This window comes from Sphingomonas sp. PP-CC-1A-547, assembly GCF_003610375.1.
GTDB lineage: Bacteria > Pseudomonadota > Alphaproteobacteria > Sphingomonadales > Sphingomonadaceae > Sphingomonas.
Window position 1 is genome coordinate 853,305 of the sequence record NZ_RAPZ01000010.1, and the last position, 22,680, is coordinate 875,984.

14 protein-coding genes, 1 tRNA gene and 1 pseudogene are annotated in these 22,680 nt (G+C 65.7%); 6 read left to right on the forward strand and 10 right to left on the reverse strand.

Annotated elements, in window-relative coordinates; translation table 11 throughout:
• Positions 1 to 74: 74 nt before the first annotated feature.
• Positions 75 to 3,272 carry a TonB-dependent receptor gene (locus C8J39_RS04675; protein ID WP_120299429.1) on the reverse strand — a complete coding sequence of 1,066 codons (3,198 nt, stop codon included), beginning with the start codon at positions 3,270 to 3,272 and terminating at the stop codon, positions 75 to 77.
• A gap of 509 nt (positions 3,273 to 3,781) precedes the next feature.
• Positions 3,782 to 4,534, reverse strand: coding sequence for a dienelactone hydrolase family protein (locus C8J39_RS04680; protein ID WP_120299430.1), 753 nt, complete (start codon positions 4,532 to 4,534; stop codon positions 3,782 to 3,784).
• Positions 4,535 to 4,778: 244 nt separating this feature from the next.
• On the opposite strand from C8J39_RS04680, the gene C8J39_RS04685 reads away from it, so the two are divergent.
• The 4 genes from C8J39_RS04685 to C8J39_RS04700 are packed head-to-tail and all read left to right on the forward strand — an operon-like array spanning position 4,779 to position 10,808.
• Positions 4,779 to 5,111 (forward strand): hypothetical protein, encoded by a 333-nt coding sequence (locus tag C8J39_RS04685; protein ID WP_147420651.1) that lies wholly within the window; start codon positions 4,779 to 4,781, stop codon positions 5,109 to 5,111.
• 55 nt (positions 5,112 to 5,166) lie between these two features.
• Positions 5,167 to 6,429, forward strand: a complete 1,263-nt coding sequence (locus tag C8J39_RS04690; RefSeq protein WP_120299432.1) for a TolC family protein — start codon at positions 5,167 to 5,169, stop codon at positions 6,427 to 6,429.
• On the forward strand, positions 6,426 to 7,580 hold the full coding sequence (locus C8J39_RS04695) for an efflux RND transporter periplasmic adaptor subunit (protein ID WP_120299433.1): 1,155 nt from the start codon (positions 6,426 to 6,428) through the stop codon (positions 7,578 to 7,580). Before C8J39_RS04690 ends, C8J39_RS04695 begins: the two co-directional genes overlap by 4 nt.
• 3 nt (positions 7,581 to 7,583) lie before the next feature.
• Positions 7,584 to 10,808: an efflux RND transporter permease subunit gene (locus C8J39_RS04700; RefSeq protein WP_120299434.1), complete on the forward strand. Its 3,225-nt coding sequence runs from the start codon at positions 7,584 to 7,586 to the stop codon at positions 10,806 to 10,808.
• Positions 10,809 to 10,821: 13 nt separating this feature from the next.
• On the opposite strand, the gene C8J39_RS18650 is transcribed toward C8J39_RS04700, so the two are convergent.
• Positions 10,822 to 10,974: a hypothetical protein gene (locus tag C8J39_RS18650; protein ID WP_165895123.1), complete on the reverse strand. Its 153-nt coding sequence runs from the start codon at positions 10,972 to 10,974 to the stop codon at positions 10,822 to 10,824.
• A 67-nt stretch (positions 10,975 to 11,041) separates the two neighbouring features.
• Here C8J39_RS18650 and C8J39_RS04705 point away from each other — a divergent pair, with 67 nt between their 5' ends.
• Positions 11,042 to 11,695, forward strand: coding sequence for an outer membrane protein (locus tag C8J39_RS04705; protein WP_120299435.1), 654 nt, complete (start codon positions 11,042 to 11,044; stop codon positions 11,693 to 11,695).
• Positions 11,696 to 11,775: 80 nt separating this feature from the next.
• Here C8J39_RS04705 and C8J39_RS04710 read toward each other — a convergent pair whose 3' ends face one another.
• From C8J39_RS04710 to C8J39_RS04735, 7 genes and pseudogenes are all read right to left on the reverse strand, one after another.
• A complete protein-coding gene (locus C8J39_RS04710) occupies positions 11,776 to 12,216 on the reverse strand; it encodes a hypothetical protein (protein ID WP_183037928.1) in 441 nt (146 codons plus the stop codon).
• 28 nt (positions 12,217 to 12,244) lie between these two features.
• Positions 12,245 to 13,564, reverse strand: a complete 1,320-nt coding sequence (locus tag C8J39_RS04715; protein ID WP_207896927.1) for a HAMP domain-containing sensor histidine kinase — start codon at positions 13,562 to 13,564, stop codon at positions 12,245 to 12,247.
• Entirely contained in the window at positions 13,561 to 13,851 is a 291-nt protein-coding gene (locus C8J39_RS18910; protein ID WP_220669825.1) for a winged helix-turn-helix domain-containing protein, read from the reverse strand. The genes C8J39_RS04715 and C8J39_RS18910 overlap by 4 nt, the downstream gene beginning before the upstream one ends.
• A 98-nt stretch (positions 13,852 to 13,949) precedes the next feature.
• A pseudogene (locus C8J39_RS19280) lies at positions 13,950 to 14,192 on the reverse strand (response regulator transcription factor); the annotation flags it as partial.
• 160 nt (positions 14,193 to 14,352) lie between these two features.
• Complete coding sequence (locus C8J39_RS04725) at positions 14,353 to 19,809, reverse strand: AAA domain-containing protein (protein WP_120299436.1); 5,457 nt, start codon at positions 19,807 to 19,809, stop codon at positions 14,353 to 14,355.
• Complete coding sequence (locus C8J39_RS04730; protein WP_132833315.1) at positions 19,806 to 20,981, reverse strand: M48 family metalloprotease; 1,176 nt, start codon at positions 20,979 to 20,981, stop codon at positions 19,806 to 19,808. The genes C8J39_RS04725 and C8J39_RS04730 overlap by 4 nt, the downstream gene beginning before the upstream one ends.
• A 526-nt stretch (positions 20,982 to 21,507) precedes the next feature.
• A tRNA-Ser gene (locus C8J39_RS04735) sits at positions 21,508 to 21,600 on the reverse strand.
• A 285-nt stretch (positions 21,601 to 21,885) separates the two neighbouring features.
• Here C8J39_RS04735 and C8J39_RS04740 point away from each other — a divergent pair.
• Entirely contained in the window at positions 21,886 to 22,671 is a 786-nt protein-coding gene (locus C8J39_RS04740; RefSeq protein ID WP_120299735.1) for a DUF1134 domain-containing protein, read from the forward strand.
• The last annotated feature ends 9 nt before the right edge of the window (positions 22,672 to 22,680 follow it).

Genomic DNA, 22,680 nt, shown 5'->3' on the forward strand with positions numbered 1-22,680 from the left:
TAGACCCGGTCGCGACCACGTCTTGAGCAAAATACCGACGGTGCGGTCGCATCACGACCGCACCGTCGGGTCTACTAGAAGGTCCCGCGCAGACCGACCAGGAACTGACGACCCGGCTTGTACTGCGTGAAGGTCGCATTCTCGAACTGGAAGTACGACCGCAACGTTGCATTGGTGAAGTTGGCAACGTTCACTGTCAGCTGAGGTGCGCCAGCAAAACCGAAGATCTTGTCCAGATCGAACGACGACGAGAAGTCGTAGGTCGTATAATCCGTGCCGAACAATGCCGCTGCCGGAATGCCGTTCTGCGCCGCACCGCTGTTCTGCGAGCCCTCGCGCGAGGTGGTCGACACCCGCAGCATCACGCCGTGCTTTTCGTAATAGCCCGTGATGTTGTAGGTAAACGGCGCCACGCCGAACGCGGTTGCCGCACCCTTGCTGGTCTGATCGACGACCGTCGCATTGGCGTTGAAGCCGAACCCGGTGATGCCGATATTCTTGGTCAGGAAGTCGAGTGGCTGGACCCACTGGAATTCGAGCCCGTTGATGGTCAGCTTGTCCGCCACGTTGACCTGCGACGTGACCTGGACCTGCGCGGTGCCGGGGCCGCCGCGCGAGTTGATCGCGATCTGCTGCGTCGGGTTCAGCGTGTCGTAGGTGATCCCGTATTGCGACAGGTTCGAGAACGGAACCGTGCTGATCGCAGTGTTCGTAAAGCCCTTGATCGACTTGCGGAACGCATTGAAGCTGACCACGCCTTCGCGGCCGGTATAATATTCGAAGCCCAGATCGATGTTCGTCGACATGTACGGCTCGAGCGCCGGGTTGCCGATCGACGCCTGATCCGCCGATGGCGCGCCGAAGTTCACGCCCGGCAACTGCGCCGACGGGTCGGGACGCGTCATGGTACGCGATCCGGCAACGCGGACTACCGCGTGCTCGCTGACGTCGTAGGCGAAGGTCGCTGCGGGCAGCCACTTCGAATAGACGTTGCGCGTCGACACGATGCTGACGAGGTTCGGATAGCGGCTACCGTCCGGCAACGCGACGCCGGTCGCGGTCGTATTGCGGGGATCAGGCAACGAGACGCGCCCCGTGATCGTCTGGATCGTATTGACGTAGCGCACGCCGACGTTGAACCGCAGCATGTTGCCGCCAAGGTCCTGCTCGCCGTTCACCGTGGCGAACGCGGACTTCACCACTTCGCGAATGCCGCCGCCGCTTGCGCCCGTGGTGGACGCACCGCTTTCCGGCGAGTTGTCGTGGTAGAAGTCATAGTTGGTTGCGGCTGCGAACTTTGGCCAGTCGACCGTCACGAAACCGGCCGGCCCTGGTGTCAGGTAGCTTGGGGCCGCCGAGTTGGGAACGAGCGAGCCACCATAGGTCACCGGGCCAGTCATGCCCGCGGTCGATCCGGTGCCGAAGCCCGGATAGGTCGGGTAGCCGGCTGGGATAACGCCCGGCGCATTCAGGCCTTCGCACGGCGGCTGCGAATTCGGCGAGGCGACGAACACGCTGGGATTATTGCCGCAGACCGCGTTCTGGTACGCCTGGCTGTTGTCGTTGCTGCTGATCCGGCGCGACACGTCGTCGAACGCGCCGCCGATCTTCAGGTTGAGGGCCGGCTTGCCCCAGGTCAGGTCGCCGCGCGCGCCCTTGCTCTTGTTGAGCCGGCGTTCGTCGGAGATGTTGACGCGGCTGCCGGGATTCCAGCCGAAATTCGCCGGATCGTTCAGGTCCAGCGCGCTCTGGATCATCGGGATGCCGCTGCCGTCGTTCGAATAGGTCACGGTGTTGCCGACACCCAGCGGGGTCGTCAGGCCGACCGACGGGTTCTCGCGATGGAAGGTCGAGCGCGCGTAATTGCCCTGCAGGTTCAGCTTGAGCGTGTCGGAGATTTCCCACTCGCCGCCGGGGTTGATGCTGAAAAGCTTCGTCGTCTCGGTGTACGGGCGGAATTCGTTGAAGAACTGCGCGTTGGCGAACGTCCCGCCGGTGACGACGCAGCCGATCGTGCAGTCGGCCTTGTCGAACGTCAGGTTGGTCGGGATGATCGCGCCGTTGCGGACGATCCACGCCATGTTCTCACGCGTCAGGTCGTTCTTCTTGTAGCCGTACAGGCCATCCACGTAGAAGTGCAGCGTATCGGACGGCTGCCATTCCGCACTGACGATCGCGTTGATACGGTCACGCGGACCGCGAATGCTGGTCGAACGCCCAAGCCGCGGCAGCAATGCGTTGTCGATCTGCTGGATCGTCGCACCCGGGTTGTTCGCGAGCAGGAACGCGCTGGTGATCGGCGTACCAGCTACCAGCCCTGCACCAGCGCCGACAGGCACCACGGTCGGGATCGTCCAGTTGCCGCCACCCGTCGTGTTGCAGCCCGAAGCAGCACCGCACTGCGCGGCCGTCAGCGCCGGATTGGTATAGCCAATCGTCTCGAATCCGCGCGTGTCGGTGAAAAGGCGCTGGGCAGACACGCCTGCGAGGATACCGACCTTGTCACCGCGCCAGCTGCCGATCAACGACCCGCGGGCACCGATCCGGTCCTCGGGCGACTGCTTCGTCCCTTGTACGTTGTAGGCGAGGAACGAGGTCGCGCGATCGAACGGCCGCGCCGAACGGAGATCGATGTTACCTGCCGCACCACCTTCGAGCAGGTCCGCGGTATAGCTCTTGTTGACCGTCAGCTTGGTGAACAGGTCGGTCGGGAAAAAGCTCAAATCGACCGAGCGATCGGTACCCTGCGCATCGGTCGCGCCCGACGACGCCACCGCGATCGTCGCGCCGTTGAGCGTGACGTTCGTGAAGTTCGATCCGAGGCCGCGGATCGCGACGTTCGTGCCTTCGCCGGTCACGTCGCGCGTGATGGTGATGCCGGGGATGCGGTTGAAGGATTCGGCGATGTTGGTGTCGGGAAACTTGCCGATGTCTTCGGCGAAGATCGAATCCGTGAAACCGGTTGCCGCGCGCTTCGCGTTCGTCGACTTGGCCAGGCTCGAACGATAGCCGGTAACGACGATGTCGCCGCTGTCGGCCGCATCGATCGTGCCCGGGGTCTGGTCGGAGTCCGGCAGGGCCGCGGCTGGCGACGCGGCAGGCGCGGTCGGCCCAGCGGTGGCGGGCGCGGCACCTTGCGACGCGGCTGGTGCCGGGTCCTGCGTCGGCGGAATGGTCTGCGCCGCCGCAACGGTCGACGACAGCGCTACCATCGTTGTCGCGCACAAGAGCGCAGCGCGCGTAAGACGAGGGGCCATTTTGAAAGGCGTCATGTTCAGGATCCTCTTGGAACCTCGCTGTCCGACTGGCGGCAGGAAGCGTCTCGTTGTTATGAAAGCTTGAAAAACGTCAGGTGCCGGGCGCTAGGTACTGCGCGACGTACTCCACCGGCTCGACCAACTGGTCGACGGGCATGCGACATCAATAGCGTTAAAAGCCATCCCCATTCCTCGTCACGCCCGTCTATGCGGGTCCGTTGATAGCGCTATCTCAACGCTATTGGTCGACGAGTCAAGATGGTTCGGTTAGGCCAATATTACGGGTCGGCTCTACCGGTTTGAGATCTAGGATGGTCTCATCGGCTTTTCAGCGAGTTGAGCAGTATTATGGCCGCCGAACTCGCATCGTTATCCCGTAGCGAAATCACAAATCGCTTCCGTCGTCGGTCTGCGGACGAAGCGTCATAGAGAACGGCTCAGTCCAATCGGGGCACATCCGTCAGACAGCCGTCGTTCAATAGCGAGATCACGCGATCGCTACCGGTACACAAGGCGCTGAACCCTCAGTCGGAGGCAGACAGAACCCGCTGGAACAATGCGAACATCCACCCGGTCGCCTGCGCGAACAGCGCCGCGTCGTACCGTGGTCCCTCGTCGCGCAGGAACGCGTGCGCGGCGTTGACCTCATGCCATTCATAGCGCGCACCGACCTCTTCCAGGCGTGCGCGGATGAGTGCCCGGCCGGCAAACGGCACATGCGGATCGGCGCGACCGAAGACGAACAGCGTCTCCGCCTTCAGGTCCGCCATCCGCGCGAGGCTGTCGTCATCCTTGCCGAGCCCGAGCGATCCCGCATGGATATCGGTCGGATAAAAGCATGCCGCCGCCAGCACGCGCGGATCTAGCGCGGCGCGGTACGCCAGATGCCCGCCCAGGCACACGCCCACCGTCGCGAGCCGCCCCGTACAGGCCGCGTGCCCGGCCAAAAAATCCAGCCCGGCGGTCGCATCGGCATCGAACGCCGCAACCGGCTTGGCGATCTTCAAGGCGTTACCGCGATCCGTACCGGCGGTGTCGTACGCCAGCACGGTCCCGGGCGCTTCATACTCGTGATACACCTCGGGAACCGCGACACAGTAGCCGTGCCCCGCGATATACGCCGCCAGTCGCCGGATCGGCGCGGTCACCTGATAGATTTCCGAGAACAGCAAAACTCCGGGAAACCGCCCCTCGATCGCCGGGCGAAACACATGGACCCGCATCACGCCGCCATCGGACGAGGGCAGGTCGACGAATTCGTCGCTGGAGATGATCATGGCACGGTATCCCGATAGAGCTGCCCAGCCGCGCTACCGCATCGCCGGGGCTCGTTCACGGGAAATTCGGCGTACGCCGCCAATGCACGCGGCCAGTGTCGATGCCTCGATCGGAATTTGGCGAGATGGGTCCGGTCGATACCGGCCATGCCACGCATCTGGTGTCAAGGCGTAACGCCTGCTCCGCCACCGCTTCACCACGATGCCCGTTACAGCAGCGCGAGCATCTGCTATTCGGTCGGCGATGCGTAGGCTCCTGCCCTTCCTTGCCTGTCTGATGCTCGTGCTGACCACTTGGGTCGGGGTGGCGCATGCGGCCGAGGTTGGCGGTTGCATCGAGACCAGCCAGTACGAAGCTGCTTTGCATATCGACAGCGATGGCGATCAGGTCGCGGCCGATGCCGACAAGGGCTATCCGCATCATCACGGCAGCTGCCACGCGCACCATAAGAGCGCGCCGGACTCCGACGCATTGGACGGCATAACCGGTCCAACCGGCGCCACGCTCGCGTCCTCCAACGGCGCGGCGCTGGTCGGCCGGAACGCCGACACCGCGCTGAGACCGCCCCGGGCCTGACACGTCGATCGGGTGCGCCGTGCGCGCCTGCGTCTACTTCGTCAGGAGCATTCCCATGCATCGTATTTTCGCGGCTATCGTGGCCGCAGGCGCCTGCGCATCGTCGCTGCAGGCCCAGACCCGTCCGCCGGTTTTAGCGGAACCGGTCCTTACGCTCGCCGACGCGCTTGGCCGCGCCGGCGCGATATCGCCTTTCCAGGACGCCGCGTCCGCCGGCGTTCGAGCGGCCGAGGCGCAGCGCAGGGTCGCGGCGCTTCGGCCGAACCCGTCGATCGTCGCCGAGACCGAGAACGTCGCGGGGTCCGGGATCTATCGCGGCCTGCGCTCGTCCGAAACGACGCTGGGGTTGGCGCTGCCCCTGGAACGCGGCGGCAAGCGGCAGGCCCGGATGGCACTTGCCGACGCGCAGATCGGCCGCGCAGGTATCGCAGCAGAGATTGCGCGCGCCGACCTCCGACTGCGGGTCACTCAGGCGTATGTCGTCGGGGTGGCCGCGCAACGTCGTGTAGCGGTCGCGCGCGATCAAGTCGGGATTGCCGCCGAAGTGCTTCGCGCCGCCAAGGTGCGGGTGCAGGCAGGGCGCGCCTCACCGCTTGAGGAACAGCGCGCAGACGTAGCGCGCCTTGCCGCCGGGGGCGCCTTGGAACGTGCGGACCGTTCAGCCACCGTCGCCGCGACGAACCTTGCCCGGCTTATTGGAATGCCGGTCGGCTCGCTCGATGATTCCTGGTTCCAGCTAGTGGACGCGCTCGGCCCCCTCCAGCCATCCCGTTCGACGAGCACACTCATCGCCGCGGCAGCCCGCGCGGATCTCGACACCGCGACCGCGCAGGTGCGGCTTGCGCGAAGCCAGCGGGTGCCGGACCTGACGCTCAGCGCTAGCGCTCGTCGGCTAGAGCAAACCAACGACACTGCCGCCGTCTTTGGCGTCTCGATCCCGCTGACCGTTTTCAACGGCGGCCGATCGGCTATCGCCGTCGTCGATGCGCAGCGCGACCAGTCGGACGCGCTCCGCCGCGTGGCATTGCTCGATGCCGAGCAGGACATCGCCACCACGCAGGCTGAGGCGGCAAACGCCGCGACGACTGCGCGCAACGCGACCGGGCCAGCGCTCACAGCCGCCTTGGAAGCCGCGCGGATCGCGCGCATCGGTTACCGCGAAGGCAAGTTCGGGCAGCTCGACCTGCTCGACGCGGAGCGGACGCTTCTCGACACACGGACGGCCGCGATCGACGCGCTTGCCGCCTATCACGACGCACGTGCGCGCCTCGAACGGCTGACTGCCGAAGCGCCGATTGCCAGGGACACCGACCGATGAACCGCACGATCTTGCGCGCGATCGCGCCTGCCGCTGCCGCCTTGGCATTCGCAGGCTGTGGCCCCTCCCCCGACCCGGCGCCCGCTGCCAACGCGGTGGCGAACGAGGACCCCGAGAAGGCTTCCGGCGATCCCACGGTCGCGACCCTGACGGCACAGCAGATCGCCGACGCCGGTATCGAGGTCACGCGCCCTACCGTCGGCGGCGTCGCCGGCGCGATCGAATTGCCCGCGACGATCGAGGGCGATCCGCAGGGCGTCCAGGTCGTGGCAGCGCCGATCGGCGGCCGGCTGGTCTCGCTCACCCGCAACCTGGGCCAGTCCATCGGTCGCGGCGAGACGCTGGCGATCATCGAGAGCCGCGAGGCAGCGTCTCTCAACGCCGAGGTCGAGGCGGCCGGTGCGCGGTCCGCGCTCGCCCAATCGAACCTACACCGCGAACAGCGATTGTTCGCCGAACGCGTATCACCCGAGCAGGACCTGGTCGCCGCCCGCACCGCCGCGACCGAAGCCAACATCGCACTTCGTCTCGCGCGGCAGCAGTTGTCGGCCACGGGTGGCGGAGGCGGTGCACTCAACCGGATCGCAGTACGCGCGCCGATCGCGGGCCAGGTGATCGCCCGGTCGGCTACGCTCGGGCAGCAGGTCGCCGCCGATGCCGAAATCTTCCGCGTCGCCAACCTCGCCAAGGTGTCGGTGACGATGTCGCTCGTGCCAGCTGACGCGGGCCGAGTAAGGCCGGGTGCACGCGTCGAAGTCACGTCCGCCGGCCGCCGCCAGGATGGCCGCGTGACCTTCGTCTCGCCGATCCTCGACGAGACCACGCGGCTCGTCCCCGTGATCGCGACGATCGACAACACGGGCGGCGTCTGGCGCGTCGGCGAGAATGTCGGCGTGTCGGTGCTGCTTCCCGCCAGCGGGGACCGCGGCGTCGCCGTGCCGTCGGCCGCCGTGCAGATGATCGGTGACCGGCCGCATGTCTTCGTCCGTACTGCGAGCGGGTTCCGTGCGACGCCGGTGACGTTCGGACGCACCAATGGGGGCGCCGTCACCGTGACAGCCGGCCTGACCGGCGAGGAGCGCATCGCCTCCACCAACTCGTTCACGCTCAAGGCCGAACTCGGCAAGGGCGCGGCGAAGGACGAGGACTAGGCCATGCTCTCGCGTATCGTAACGCTCGCCGTCGAGAAGCGCTGGCTCGTCCTGCTGCTGACGCTCGCCGCCGCGCTCGCCGGGGTCTTCGCGATCCAGCGGCTGCCGATCGACGCCGTCCCGGACATCACCAACAACCAGGTCCAGATCAACGTCCGCGCGCCTGCGCTCTCGCCCGACCAGATCGAGAAGCAGGTCGCCTTCACCGTCGAGACCGCGCTCGCCGGCATCCCCGGCCTAGACTACACGCGCTCGCTCAGCCGCAACGGCTTCGCGCAGGTCACTGCGGTGTTCGACGAGAAGACCGATATCTACTTCGCGCGGTCGCAGGTGGCGGAGCGGCTGCGGACCGCCGAGGAGGACCTGCCGGACAACGTGGTGCCCGAGATGGGGCCCATCGCCACCGGGCTCGGCGACATCTTCATGTGGACAGTCGAATATCGCGAGCTCGACCAGGTCCGCCACCGCAACGGCGAGCCCGGCTTGCAGAAGGACGGCAGCTATATAACGCCGGAAGGCGACCACCTCGTCAGCGAACCCGACAAGGCGACGTATCTGCGCACCGTGCAGGACTGGATCGTCACCCCGCAGCTGAAAAGCACCGCCGGTCTTGCGGGAGTCGACAGCCTCGGCGGCTATACCAAGCAGTATCTCGTCGTCCCCGATATCCAGCGGATGGCGGCAATGAAGATCACGCTCCAGGATCTCGCCACCGCGCTCGAACGCAACAACACCAGCGCAGGCGCCGGCATCGTCGACCGCAACGGCGAGGGCCTTGCGGTCCGAGCTGACGGCCGGATCCGCAACGCCGACGAGCTCGCGCGCACCGTGGTCGCGACGCGCGAGAGCGTGCCGATCCTGCTCAGCCAGATCGCCACCGTCCGCACGGGCCAGGCATTGCGGATGGGTTCGGCGTCGGAGAACGGCCACGAGGTCGTCGTCGGCACCGCGGTCATGCGGATCGGCGAGAACAGCCGCACCGTCTCTACGGGCGTCGACATGCGGCTGGGGGAGATCGGCCGGGCGCTTCCCATCGACGTCGTGGTGAAGCCAGTGCTCAACCGCACCGAGCTCGTCAATTCGACGATCGCGACCGTCGCCCGCAACCTCGCCGAGGGCGCGGTGCTGGTCATCGTCGTGCTGTTCGTGCTGCTCGGCAATTTCCGCGCGGCGTTGATCGCCGCGCTGGTGATCCCGATCACGATGCTACTGACGAGCATCGGCATGCTGAAGGCCGGGGTGTCGGCGAACCTGATGAGTCTCGGCGCGCTCGACTTCGGGCTGATCGTCGACGGGGCCGTGATCATCGTCGAGAACGCGCTTCGCCGCCTGAGCGACGCGCAACATGGCCGTAGCGAGCCATTGCCCCTGCGACAAAGGCTCGACCTCGTCACGGCATCGGCGCGCGAGATGATCCGCCCTTCGGTCTACGGCCAGGCGATCATCATCCTCGTCTACGCGCCGCTGCTCACCTTCACCGGCGTCGAGGGCAAGATGTTCGAGCCGATGGCGCTGACCGTCATCATCGCGCTCGTCTTCGCCTTCATCCTGTCGATGACGTTTGTCCCCGCAGCGATCGCGGTCACGCTCAGCCGGCGCGTCGACGAGAAGGAAAGCCGGATCATCGGCTGGCTGCGTCGGCACTACGAACCGGGTCTCGGCAACGCGATGCGCCGCCCGAGCATCACGCTGGGCATCGCCGTCGGCGCGCTCGCGCTGGCGGGCGTCGGCTTCACCACGCTCGGGCAGGAGTTCCTGCCGCAGCTCGACGAGGGCAACATCCTCGTCCAGGCGGTCCGCATCCCCGGCACCTCGGTCGACCAGAGCCAGGCGATGCAGTTCCAGGTCGAGAAGGTCCTTGCCCGCCATCCCGAAGTCCGCTTCGCCTTCTCGCGCACCGGCACGTCCGAGATCGCGAGCGATCCGATGCCGCCCAACGCCACCGACACCTTCGTCATCCTCAAGCCGAGGGTCGAGTGGCCAGACCCGAGCCTCCCGAAGGAAAAGCTGGTCGCAAGGATGGAGAAGCAGCTCTCGACGCTGCCCGGCAACGCGTACGAGATCACGCAGCCGATCCAGATGCGCTTCAACGAACTGATCGCGGGCGTGCGCGGCGACATTGCGGTCAAGGTGTTCGGCGACGACTTCGGCGGCATGAACGCCGCCGCCGACCGTATCGCCGACATCCTGCGCAAGACCCGCGGCGCGGTCGACGTCCGCGTCGAGCAGACAGAAGGCCTGCCGATGCTCGACATCCGCCCGAACCGCATGGCAATGTCACGCATCGGCGTCACCGCGGGCGACGTGCAGGACACCGTCGCCGCCGCAATCGGCGGGCGCGAGGCCGGCATGATCTTCGAGGGCGATCGACGTTTCCCCGTCGTGATCCGCCTGTCCGAAGCGTCGCGATCGGACCTTACCCAGGTCGCGCAAATCCCCGTCCCGACCTCGGCAGGCGGGTTCGTGCCGCTGTCGACCGTCGCCGACATCGCCGTCGTCGATGGACCCAACCAGATCAGCCGTGAGAACGGCAAGCGCCGCGTGGTCGTCCAGGCCAACGTCCGCGACCGTGACGTCGCCGGCGTGGTCGCCGACGCACGCGCCGCGATCGACGCGCAGGTGACGATGCCGCCCGGAACCTATGTCGAATGGGGCGGACAATTCGAGAACCTAGCCTCCGCGCGCGACCGCCTGATGCTCGTCGTGCCGGTCTGCTTCGCGGTTATTATGCTGCTGCTCTACGGCGCGCTCGGCTCGGTCCGCGATGCGGCGATCGTGTTCACCGGCGTGCCGCTCGCGCTCGTCGGCGGCGTGCTTGCGCTCGTGGCTCGCGGGATGCCGTTCTCCGTCTCGGCTGCGGTCGGGTTCATCGCGCTCTCGGGGATCGCCGTGCTCAACGGGCTGGTGATGGTCTCGTCGATCCACGACCTGATGGCACGCGGCATGGACAGGGCACGCGCCGCGCACGAAGGTGCGTTGGCACGGCTGCGGCCGGTCGCGATGACCGCGCTCGTCGCCAGCCTCGGTTTCGTACCGATGGCTCTGGGACATGGAGCTGGCGCCGAGGTTCAGAAACCGCTGGCGACCGTGGTTATCGGCGGCCTGATCTCGGCCACGTTGCTGACGCTGTTCGTCCTGCCGACGCTCTATGCCCGCTTCGGCGGCTGGACGGCGAGATTAAAAGGTTCGGATGCTCCGACGGTGCGAACGCAGACATCATCGGGATAGCTCTGCTCGCAATCTAGTCGCCGAGTTGCGGGATGAGGTCGGGCTCGGCGACGACGAGATCGCGGTAGACGCCGAACTGCGCCTGTTCCCGACACTGGCACGACGTCACCGCCGCGTTCCAGCGTGTAAAGTACCGTCCGCACTCGCGCGCCTGGCCAACGCACAATGCCTGCGCAATTCTCGGCGGACAAAGTCTTCGTGCGGTCTGATCCAGACCAAATGGAAGGCGTTCGATGAAGATCACATACCTGGTCACGAGCATATGCGCGGCGATATCTCTACCTGCCGTGGCGCAAGTCCAGCAGCACGCACCGGAACCAACACAGATGGAGTCCCAGGACACGCCTGCTGAGCCGACATTCAGCGGCTTCAAGATCGGTGCTGATACCGACTGGAGACGAACGACGGTTCACTATGACCTGCCGCTCATCTCCTCGGCCATCGATCGCAGGAAAGACGACGTTGGGTATAGCCTGCATTTGGGCTACGATAACCAAATGAGTCAACGCTTCGTCGTAGGGTCCGAAGTTGCGATTGGACGCAGCGATACCAATCTGTCGGCAGACGGTGCATTGGGCGTCTACACGCTGAAACCGCGCTGGTCGCTCGATGTTTCGAGCCGTGCAGGATTCCTCGTCGAACCACAGATACTGCTGTACGGCCGCGTCGGCTATAGTTTGCTCCGGGTTCGCGAAAAGACCGATTTTCGCGCCGTCACGACCAGCGACGTGAAAGCCAAAGGTACCGAGAATGGCTTCCTGTTTGGCGGCGGCATCGAGACGGCCGTGTATTCCGGACTGTTCTTGCGGGCCGAATATGACAAGATCGACTATGGAAATGGTCTGACGACATCGAAGGTCTTGTTCGGCATCAACGCCGGCTTCTGATCCTCGTGCAACTACCCGTCGGCCATTGGTGACGCTGTTTCAATCACCAATGGCCGACGGAAGAGGCTCATCGTGGCGGATCAGGCACACGTCCTTCGTCGCGCGCCGGGGCGGTCATGCTTCCGCTGACGCTCGCAGTTCCGGATCCGGCTGTCGGTCATGTCCTGCATCGTCTTGTTGATCTCGGTGGCGAGGCGAGCCCGTTCCAAGGCCTCGACACCCTGCGCGTCACGGCGTTGCTGTTGAGTCAGCATGCACCCCGTATAGTCCGGGGACCCATACGCCGCGCCAAAGCTGGCACAGGTATCGATATCCTGCGCCAGAGATACACGGCGCCGCTCCTCGAGCGTTGCACAACCGTTCAAGCCGACGACCAGTAAAATACTGGTCACGATCGGCACCAATATGCGCAGGATTGGCGTCAGAAAATACAATGTCACCATAGATACCCCGGATGTCTGCCGACGGCGTGTCCAGATCAGGTCTGATCTTGCCGATGCGGTCAGATGCGGGGCGAACATTGCGTGTGTATGGCTCGGCCAAGCACCGTTATCGATCGAGAAACTCGACCCGCACCACCGTGCCGTTCACCGGTGCCGCGAGGATCGACACGCGTCCGCCGTGCAGTTCGACCACCTGCCGCACCAGGTTCAGGCCGAGGCCTGCGCCCGTGGATCTCGGCTTCAGGCGGTGGAAGGGCTCGAACACGCGCTCGCGTTCCTCGATCGGTATGCCGATGCCGTCGTCCTCGACTTCGAACCCATGGCCCAGCACGCGGACGATCACGTGACGGCCACCATGCTCGATCGCATTCTGCACCAAATTCGTCAGCACGCGCTCGATCGGCCCCGCGTCGCCGCAGATCGTGCACGGTCCGACGACCACCACTTCGATCGTGCGATCGGCGGCGATCAGTAGCGGCGCGAGTTCGGCGGCGGCTCGTCTCACCAGAGATACGAGATCGACATCGGCCTGCTCGCGGGCGACATCCAGCCGCTGGAGATCGAGCAGTTGCTCGGCAAGATTGGCGAGCCGGTGCACGTCGTTGCCAAGATTGCGCGTCGCCGCCTCCTCCGCGCCGTCGACCTTGATCCGCAGGATGGCGATCGGCGTGCGCAACTCATGTGCGGCCGAGGCGATAAACCGCCGTTGCCGCTCATATCCTTCGTCGAGGCGTCGCAGAACGTCGTTGACCGCGCGAACCAGCGGCAGGATCTCGATCGGCACCTGGTGTTCCCCCAGCCGCCAGCCGCGGCGATGGGCATCGATCCGTCCCGCCTCCTCTGCGATCCGGTTCACCCCCGCGAGCGATCGCCTGACGATCCACGGCGTGACCACCAGCGAGACCAGCGCCAGCAGGACGATGACCAGGATGCTGAAGAGATTGAACGCGACAAGTAGCGAGACCGTCAGCTCGGTCAGCTTGCCGTGCGCAAGGATCGTCAGCTTGCCCGCCGGCGAAACCTCCTGTCGAATGACCGCGGACAACCCATAGGGTGGCGCCCGGTCCCGGATCTGCATGTAGGAAAGCCGGTGCAGCGCACCACCGAAATGCGCGTATGGCGGCGGTATCTGGCCAAGCGTGACGTTGCGCCCGCGATCGTCTTCAGCGACGAACCAGAGACCGGGCGTTTCCGCGCGCAATCGCGCCAGTTCCGGTGTCGGGCGCACCGTCATTCGGCCATCGGCGTGGCGAACGATCGACTGCGCGATGACGCCGGTGATCGTCTCCTCGGTATACGCGACGTTGCTGCTCATCCGCATGAACACGAGGAGGATCACCGAGAGCGTGATGGTCAGCGTCGCGAACTGGATCAGCATCGGTTTGACGATCAGCGCGCGCTTCAGCGACGGTGGCCGCGCGTTCACGACGCCGCCTTCAACAAATAGCCGACGCCTCTGATCGCGTGGATCTCGACTCCCGCACCCGCTTCGGCCAGCTTTCGACGGAGACGCGATACGTGGGAGTCGAGCGTGTTCGACTGTACCTCGTCATCGAACCCGTAGACCGCGTGCTCCAGCGTCTCCCGCAGCACCGTTCTGCCGCGACGCTTGACCAAGGTCGCAAGGACGCGAAGTTCGCGCCGGACGAGGTCGAGCCTGACGCCTGCAACGACGGCCTCGTCGTTGGCGACATCGAAGAAGAGCCCGCCCACCCGGATTTCCTCAGCGGCCAAGTCCGCGGGGCGACGCCTGACCGCGCGAATGCGTGCGAACATTTCATCGAGTGCGAACGGCTTGATGAGATTTCCCCGCGCGCACTCAGCACGATGATGGAAAGTCCGGGATTGCCGGCTCGCAGCGACGGGACCAGCGAGAGCCCGTCGCCGTCCGGCAGGGTCCTGTCCAGCAGGATCAGATCATACGCAACCGACCGCGCCGCCTCCCGGGCCATCGTCAACCGATCGACGTGATCGACGACAAAACGTTCTCGGGTGAGAGAACGACACAATGCCGCAGCGAATTCAGCCTCGTCTTCGACGATCAGGATTCTCACCAAGGGACCTTATGAAGACGGGCTGCGACGCCGAACCGCCGCTCTACGCGTTCCCACCAGAAGATCGCGCATCAACCTCCGATATGGTCCTGGTGTATTGCAGCAGCATTGCGCTCGCCGTGACGGCCCGGTTCAAACAACATCAGGCAACAAACCCGTTTCAGGAGGTCTCGACATACCCCTTGCGCGTCTTTTCCAGCGTCAGCTTGTTCGCTTCCCGGGCCGCGCGTTCGGGCGTCTCGTAGGTCTTGACGACGGAACTGCCCTTGGTGCCGCGACGACCATAGACGACGGTGACTTCGGTGCCGTTCACCGCGATCTTCCAGAACTTGTCGGACGACCCTTGCGTGAACTCGAACGTGGTGAAGCCCTCCACCGACGCCTCTGCCGCAGACGCTTCCGAGACAGGGGACGGTACGGGTACGACGGGTAGCGGCAATCCCGATCCCGGCTCGAACGGATCGTCATCGACGGCGTTCTCGTCGCCGCGCAACGCCGCCTCGATCTGCGCGATCACCGCCTCGGGTTGGCGGAGCCAGGCATGCGAGGGGATATCGATCACCCGCCAGCCGAAGCGCCGCAGGATCGTCGGCTGGAACACGTAGCGATCGGCGATCGCTTCGCCGGCGTCTCCATCGAGCAGGATGGCGAGCGCGTGGCTCCTGCCGTCCGGCGCGACGATCGCGAGGTCGCAGCGGAAGCTGGCGCTGCCGACGTATTCCTGGACGACATGGCCACGCGCGCGCAGCGCCGCGGCAAGGGCATCGCGCAGCGGGTCCGGTGCCGGCGCGCGGGAAAAGATGCGCTGCGCTTCGGGATTGAGCGTGGCGAGAATGGCCTGGCCGTGCGGTCCGTCGCCTCGCGCCTGCGCTTCGGCGAACGACAGGAACGTCCGGAGCGCACGCGCGCCGTCGTTGTGCGTGTTCGTGATCGCCTCCGCGCGGATGGTGGACACGATTGCCATGTGATGCCGCGCGCGGCTGAAGATGACGTTAAGGCGCTTTTCGCCGCCGCGCTGGTTGATCGGGCCGAAATTCATCGCCATCCGCCCGGCGCGATCGGGCGCGTAGCAGATGCTCAGCAGGATCACGTCGCGCTCGTCGCCCTGGACGTTTTCCAGATTCTTCACGAACAGCCCGTTCACCTGGCCGTCGTCTTCCCGGACATATTCCGCCTCGATCAGCGCGGCGAACGCCGGATCCTCCGCGGCAAGCGCGTCGAGCGCGTTTTCGATTTCGGTCTGCTGCGCCTCGGAAAACGCGACGATGCCGATGCTAAGCCCGGTTTCGCGGCCGAGCAGGTCGCGGACCATCGCCGCGATCAAGCGCGCCTCGGGAAGGTTCGCGCGCTTGTCGTACAGCCCGTCGGAGACCGGGTGATAACTGATCGCGCGCGCCAGCAGTCGATCGACGCTTTCGATCGGCGCGCCCTCGTCGTCCGATCGCATCGCCGTCGGCGACGCGCCGGTCTCGGCGATCGTCCGGTCGGGAATGGTGACCAGCCGGCCATCGTAGAACGCCGCATTGGAGAAGCTGATCAGCGCTTCGGAGCGACTGCGATAATGCCAGGCAAGCAACGTCGCGGGCAGGCTTCGCGCCGCCTGGGCGAGCAGGCTGGCTGCATCGAGCAGGATCGCCATCGTCTGGCCGTCTTCTTCCGCCGTGACCTGCATCTCGTCCTCGTCGCGCGCGGCGGCGAAGAAGCTGGTGGGCGGCAGCTGCATCTCATCGCCGACGACCACGATCTGCGGCGCGCGGCTGAGCGCCGGCACCGCCTCCTCGATCGGGATCTGGCTGGCCTCGTCGAAGATCACGACGTCGAACAGGTCCGCCTGTAGCGGCAGCGTGTCCGATACCGATAGCGGGCTCATCAGCCATACCGGCTTCAGGTCGTTGACCACCACGCCGGTCTCGTCATCGGACAGGTCGCGGATCGAACGATAGCGCATGGTCTTGCCGAACTCGTGTTCCAGCTCGCGCCGCCCGGTCGCGTATATCTTCTTGGCCTCGCGCCCGGCGCCATCGAGCTGCGTCACCGACAGCGTCGATTGGCGGACGTGATCGCGGAACGTGCGCTGCGCGCTGGCGCGGATGCAGGCGGCGTTGTCGTCCTGAAGGATCTCGCCGGCGCGCGCGGCCCGGCGCGCGCTCGACGCGAGTTGCGCGGCGTCGAACCGGTGTAGGGCCGGCTCCGCCCGCAACGCGCGGCTGATCGCCTCGTCGAGCACGAGCGCTTCGATACGCGCCGGATCGAGCGTCATCGTTCGCAGGGCAAAGGCCACCCGCGGCCCCGCCTGGTCCGCCGCCCGCAGCAGTGGCAACAGGTCGGGCAGGTCGTCGAGGCCCTCGCGCATGTCGCGCATCGCCTCGGCCAGCGCGCTCAACGTCATGGCCTGGCCATCGACGAGATGACGATCGCACAGTGCGGCAAGCGCTTCGATAGCGGTGGTAGCGCGCGCTTCCCGTACGAGCGTTGCGGCCGGATCCGCGGAAGCCTGCGCATGAACGACCAGGCGGCGGACGAGTACCGGCGCAGCATCGTCCGACCACCTGTCACGCAGTGCGGCCAACGCATCGGCATCGTCGGTTCCGAACCGCGCGTTCAGCGCCGCGCGCGCAGCGGCGTCTTCCGCCGCCGCGGCTTGGCGTGCCACCAGCCGTTCGAGCACGACGGTAATGCTGGGTTCGACGGCGTGCGCGGAGAAATCGTAGCGTTCGTGGATCGTGCGCTTGAGGCGGTTCCAGCTTCCGCTCAGGAATTTGAAAAAGCCCGGCTCCTGTCGACGCGCCTGATCGAGCGCGGCATCCGCGTCCTCGGGGGATAGCGGATTGGTCCAATGCCCTGCCGCGTCCGCCGCCGCGGCATGTTTCGACGCAGCTGCGGCACACACGGCGCTAGCGTCGCGAAACTCGCGCGAGGCGGCCGAGGTCGGGTCGAGCAGATCGAGGTTGCCCGCAAGGTTCGTCTGCACCGCCGCCGATGCCGATCGCGCCACGACGAGCGCATCCGCCAGGCTGGTATCCCCCGACACCAGGGTGCCGTCGCCCTCCAGCATCGGATCGATCCGGTCGAACAGCTGCTCGCCGTCTGCGACCATCGCCGACACCTGCGCATAGCATCGCTCGTCGGCGATCGTCGCCGGGGACAGTCTGGCGAAAGGGTGTTCGGCGAGGCTGTCGAGACCAAACGCGTCGCTGACCGTCCGGTGGATACGATCCGCCAACGCACGATGTGCGTCCCATTCCGCCAATGTCGGCAGGCGCTCGCGGGTCACGGGATCGGCCTCGGTCGGCTCGGGCAGCGCGAGCATTCGTCGGATCATCGCCCGCAGCGTGACCGTCGAGTCCGTCGGCAGATGCGCCATCGCCCGATCGAACGCCGCAATCCGGCCGAGATGCTGCGACAGCGCCGCGACCGTCCGATCGCGGGTGGCGCGATGATGGTCGATCGCATCGTCGACCTTGTTCCAGCTTTCGTAGCAATCCTTCAGATCGAGGACGAAGCTCTTCTTGTCCTCCTGCGAATCGTGGATCAGGCACGCCAACCGATCGAGCCCGGCCTGTTTCAACCGGTTGAACACGACGTCGAGCGCGGCGCGCTTCTCGCACACGAACAGCACGCGTTTGCCGCGCGCGGCATAGTCCGCGATCAGGTTGGTGATGGTCTGAGACTTGCCGGTGCCGGGCGGCCCCTGGATGATGAAGCTGCGCCCGGTCCGCGCCATCGAGACCGCCGCCTCCTGCGTCGCATCGGCAGGCACCACGCTCCACAGGTCGGACGGTGCGAGCGGTGGCGGCGGCGAGGCCTCGATCGGGCGCGGCTCGATCGAGAACACCGTGTCGAACGACGGCGGCGTGACCCGGTCGTCGATCAACTGGGTATAGTCGCGCACCAGCGACATCTTCTTGTAGTTGAAATTCGCCAGCGTGACCTGCGTCAGGTCGATCTCCCATGAGAACCGGTGACCTTCGCCGCCGGCCAGCGCGAAGGACGTCGCTTCGGCCTCCGCCGCCATGCGATCGGGCCGTGGCGGCATCGCCGCCCCCACCGCAATCCGTTGGGGCAGCGGGCTCGGCTTCACGTATTTCTCGAACAAGGCGAGCCCGAGCGGCCGGTAATCGTCGCGATCGTAGCTGAATTCGGGTCGCGTGATCCCCTGGCTGCCGGACGTTGCGCCGCGACGACGCTGGAACACACGCAACCGCTGGACGGCCTTCTGGTGGATCAGCTGGATTTCCGGCTTGGTCTTCAACGCGAGCGCCACGCCGGGCTCGGTGCGCTGGATCTGCGCGAGCAGGTCCGCCTGGATTTCCGCAATCGACGTCTGCGACAGGTCAACCCGCTCGGGCAGCTGGATATCGTAGAGTTGCCGCAGGTAATGGCGGAGCGCGGGGTTGAACTCGGCCTCGGTGTCGGCAATCTGCAGCGAATATTGATCGCGCACGCCCTTCTGCTTGGCGACCTCGACCGGTAGCCACAGCAACGGCGACTGGATGCGCTCGTCCGGCGACTCCTTCAGATTGTGCCAGTGCAGATAGGCGACGACGAGCCGGAGATGGCTGAAGCCATATTCGGCGCGATCACGGCGCGTCTCCTGAATGACCCGGTCGAACGCCGACGGCAGATAGGGCTGGTCCTCGAACCGCAACCATTTCGCGAGGCTTACCTTGCCGCCGCCCAGCACCTCGGCGGCGAACTTGCCATCCCAGGTGCAGAGTTGCTCGGCACGGATCGATTCGAGGCGTATCACCATCGGTACGCTGGCGACGGTCAGGTTCACCGTCGCCTGGGTCGGGCGGAAATGGATCAGGCGGTTGCGGCGCGAGAGGTCGAACAGACGATCGCGCAGATGCGCGAGGACAGCCGCGCGGCGGCTCGGTACGCCGGTCGCGCCCGCCAGAACGCGGTTCACATCCAGCCCGACCGGCTGATCGCGATAGTCTTCCAGCCGGCTTGCCGCCGCCATCAGGTCGCTGGCGCGTTCGTGCCGGTTGAGCGCGGTCATCTCGCCGATCAGCGACGCGATCACCGGATGCAACGCGCCGTTGAGCCTGAACAGATTGCCCTGGTCGGCGGAGAAGCGCCTGACGTCGGTCTCGTCGTTGAAGTCGAACCCGCACGCGAGGCTGGCAAGGATCAGTCCGATCGAGAAGATATCGGTTTGCTCGTCGTGATGACCGACCTGCTCCTCCCAACTCCGATAGCCGATTTGGTATGCGGGGTTCACCGCGTCCGACGGTTCCGCACCAGATCTTTCCCCATCCGGGCTGCCGGCGCGCAGATCGTCGACTTGCGATCCCGTCTCGATGTCGGTGGTCACGCGGTATTCGCCGATCACCCGCAGCGCCGACGAGACGCGCGGCTGCGCAGCACGGATGCCCGCTTCGTTCAGTTGCGGCGGACACCCATCGGGGCGGGCGAGCGCGAGTTCGCCATCGCGATCGACCACCGCCTCGTCGCCGAGCTCCGCGACCAGTCCGCGCGCGTGCAGCGCGCCGACCTCGCGCATCAACGGCAGCACCGCGCGCAACAGATCCTCGGAGGGCACGCTACCGCCATCGGCCGCCAGACGCTGGCGCAGCGTAACGACGGGCTGCATCGAGACGGGCTGGGTCATGCGGAAACCTTGTCGAGCGGCACGAGGAGGCGGGTGATCGCTTGGCGGTTCATCTTGAGATCGCGCTTGAGCGCCTCGCGAAACGCAGCGAGCCCGTCATAGTCCTGGGCGAGCCGGGCACCGGCCACCAGCATCGCATCGCGGTCGTCGGGATCGGCCATCGCCAGATCGAAGCTGAGCGCGATCAGATACTCGCGCGTTGCCGCATCGATCCTCGCCGGTGCCAGCGCGGCGGTGTCGATCGGTGTCTCGTCGGGTCCCCAGTCTGGGAAGTAGCGCCGCAGTTGCGCCGCTACTGCCTCGCCCCCCGCCGCCGGGTCCTTAGCAAGCTTGGCAAGAACGGCGCGCGTCATCGCGGTCATGTCCTGCTGTCGCAGTAGGTCCAGCGTCGCGATCGACAGCGGCCCGCGGATACGATCGGTCAGCCAATCCTCCAGGTCGACGTCCGCCCGCCACCATTTGTCGAGCGCCTGCGCGCGCAGGAAAATCTCCGGATGCGTGACGCCCTCCGCCACCGGCTTGGTCGCCTCGAGTTCGGCCGCCTGTCGCAGATACGCCTCGGCGTCGACGCTCAGCAAGCCGGTCATCGTCTTGACCAACGTCGCGATCGCCGGCGCTGTGGCGTTTGCGGCAACCGCTCCGCCGCGATCGGCATAGAGTTCGGTGGTGAGCCGGTAGATCCGCGCTGTCTCCGCATGGCTGGGGGCCGCGTTCGGATAGGCCAGTACATGATAGAGAACCGTGGTGGCGACGTGATAGATACCGCCGTCGATCGACCAAAGCTTGTAGTGCGCCAGTTCATGACCGAACAACGCGACACGCTCCGCGCGCGACAGTTTTTCGAGCACGGGGCCGTACAGCACGAGGTGGATTTCACCGGGCACATACCAGAGCGCCGCGTTCATCGTGCTGTCGGGCGCCTGATAGATCGTCACCGGCGCCTCGACCGCCAGCGCCGCCAGCACGGCGCGACAATCCTCGTAGATCTCGGGATGCGCCGCAACGTCGAGCCGGTAATTCTGCCGCAACAACGTCGCCCGCACCTCTTCGACCTGCTCCCCACGCGTCTCCTGCGCCATCGCCCACGCCCAGATCTCAGGCTCCGACGTGGTCAGGTATCCGACCACCGCACGATGATACGCAAGCGGCTCGAGTGTTGGTACAACGGTCAAATTCAGTCCCCCGGCTGCCGCCACCCTAGGTTCCTGCGAACGTTCGTCCAGCCACGTCTTTCCCGGAACGGACGTTTCCGGTTGGTAAGGGATCTGCGGGAGCCATCGGCTTTTACCTTCGGTTAGATTTAGCGCGCTGATTTGCCGCCTCAGCGTCGTTCCTCACAACGATGCATGGTTCGAAGAAATCTGCGTCTGGAACCGTCCGGCAGTGCCGATCCCTCGACGAGGCAGCACCGTCAACGTAATCGTCGAGTAGCGCGAAAACGTTCAAGAGCGAGTCAGCCAACAGCCGCCGTCTGATCACCAGCGCTGACAAACGTACCTGACCGACATCCGCCATCTGTCCTCGGCAATAAGTCGATCCAGTTACGGACATGCAACGTCGGAAAACGGAGTGGACCAGTATAGGTGTACGCCGCAAAGCGATAACAGCCCGCAATACGTGGCGTTACCAATAGCCGCCACCGCAGCATTCGAGGCTCGGCGAGATCGCCAGCTAGCAGGGTCGATGCGTTGGCAAAAATGGCGGAGACGGAGGGATTCGAACCCTCGGTACCAGTAAACCCGGTACGGCGGTTTAGCAAACCGCTGGTTTCAGCCACTCACCCACGTCTCCGGCTGCAGCAGATGCGGGGCTATAGCGAGGGTGGGCGGAAGGGGCAACGCCTGTAATGGCGTCCAGCGCGTTATTCGTCATTCTCTGGATTCAGCCACCTCTTTGTCCCGGCCTAGCCGGCCATTCACTCGAATTAGCCCGAATTCGACAGCCTCGCGCCCATCGTTCATTGCACGGCAAGCCCTGCGCTGGTTAACTCGTCGCTTAGGGGTTAACCCGTGGCGCAGCGGTTGACGGCCCTGCGTCGGGGCGCCTTCTGTGTTTGCGATGGGTTTGGGGATCGACATGCGTAGCTTCTGGCTTGGCCTTGGTGCCATTGCGACGGCCGTTTGCGGGTGTGCCGTGGGTGGCGCGGCGAGCGCGTCCGCGCAGGTCCGCACGATCGATCCCAACCAGGCGATCGATGGCGATCTCGCGCCGCGCGCCTATCAGCCCCCCTCGCGTCCGCAGGCGACCACGCAGCCGTCGCGCCCGGCCGCGCCTGACCCCGCCTATCCGGAGACCCCGGTCCAGGACTCCGCGCCGCCCGTCACGACGACCACCACCCGCCCCCCGGAAACGCGCGCCGAGGCGACGATGCAGGCCGCCGACACCTATGAGCGCGACGATCTGCTCGCGGCAGGCGAAGGCGTGTTCGGCAAGGGCGCCGCCGGGCTGGGCGGCCTCCTCGAAAAGATTCTCAAGGACCAGGGTCAGCCCAACGCGTACATCGCCGGGCGAGAGGCATCGGGCGCGTTCATCCTCGGCGTCCGCTACGGCTCGGGGATCATGAGCCACAAGGTCGAGGGGCAGCAGCCGGTCTACTGGACCGGTCCTTCGGTCGGCTTCGACGTCGGCGGCGACGCGAACAAGGTCTTCGTGCTGGTCTACAACCTCTACGACACCGAAGAACTCTACAAACGCTTCCCCGCGGTCGAAGGCCGGCTGTACCTCGTCGGCGGTTTCGCCGCGACCTATCTCCGCCGCGGCAACGTCGTCCTGATCCCGATCCGTCTGGGCGTCGGCTGGCGCGCGGGCGTCAACGTCGGGTATATGAACATCACGCACAAGAGCAGGTGGCTGCCGTTTTAGGCGCAGTCG

Coding starts and splice junctions, on each gene's coding strand:
- C8J39_RS04695 (WP_120299433.1), top strand. CDS start 6,426: ATGAACCGCACGATCTTGCGCGCGATCGCGCCTGCCGCTGCCGCCTTG.
- C8J39_RS04725 (WP_120299436.1), bottom strand. CDS start 19,809: ATGACCCAGCCCGTCTCGATGCAGCCCGTCGTTACGCTGCGCCAGCGT.
- C8J39_RS04740 (WP_120299735.1), top strand. CDS start 21,886: ATGCGTAGCTTCTGGCTTGGCCTTGGTGCCATTGCGACGGCCGTTTGC.
- C8J39_RS04710 (WP_183037928.1), bottom strand. CDS start 12,216: ATGTTCGCCCCGCATCTGACCGCATCGGCAAGATCAGACCTGATCTGG.
- C8J39_RS04685 (WP_147420651.1), top strand. CDS start 4,779: ATGCGTAGGCTCCTGCCCTTCCTTGCCTGTCTGATGCTCGTGCTGACC.
- C8J39_RS04705 (WP_120299435.1), top strand. CDS start 11,042: ATGAAGATCACATACCTGGTCACGAGCATATGCGCGGCGATATCTCTA.
- C8J39_RS04675 (WP_120299429.1), bottom strand. CDS start 3,272: ATGACGCCTTTCAAAATGGCCCCTCGTCTTACGCGCGCTGCGCTCTTG.
- C8J39_RS04690 (WP_120299432.1), top strand. CDS start 5,167: ATGCATCGTATTTTCGCGGCTATCGTGGCCGCAGGCGCCTGCGCATCG.
- C8J39_RS04680 (WP_120299430.1), bottom strand. CDS start 4,534: ATGATCATCTCCAGCGACGAATTCGTCGACCTGCCCTCGTCCGATGGC.
- C8J39_RS04700 (WP_120299434.1), top strand. CDS start 7,584: ATGCTCTCGCGTATCGTAACGCTCGCCGTCGAGAAGCGCTGGCTCGTC.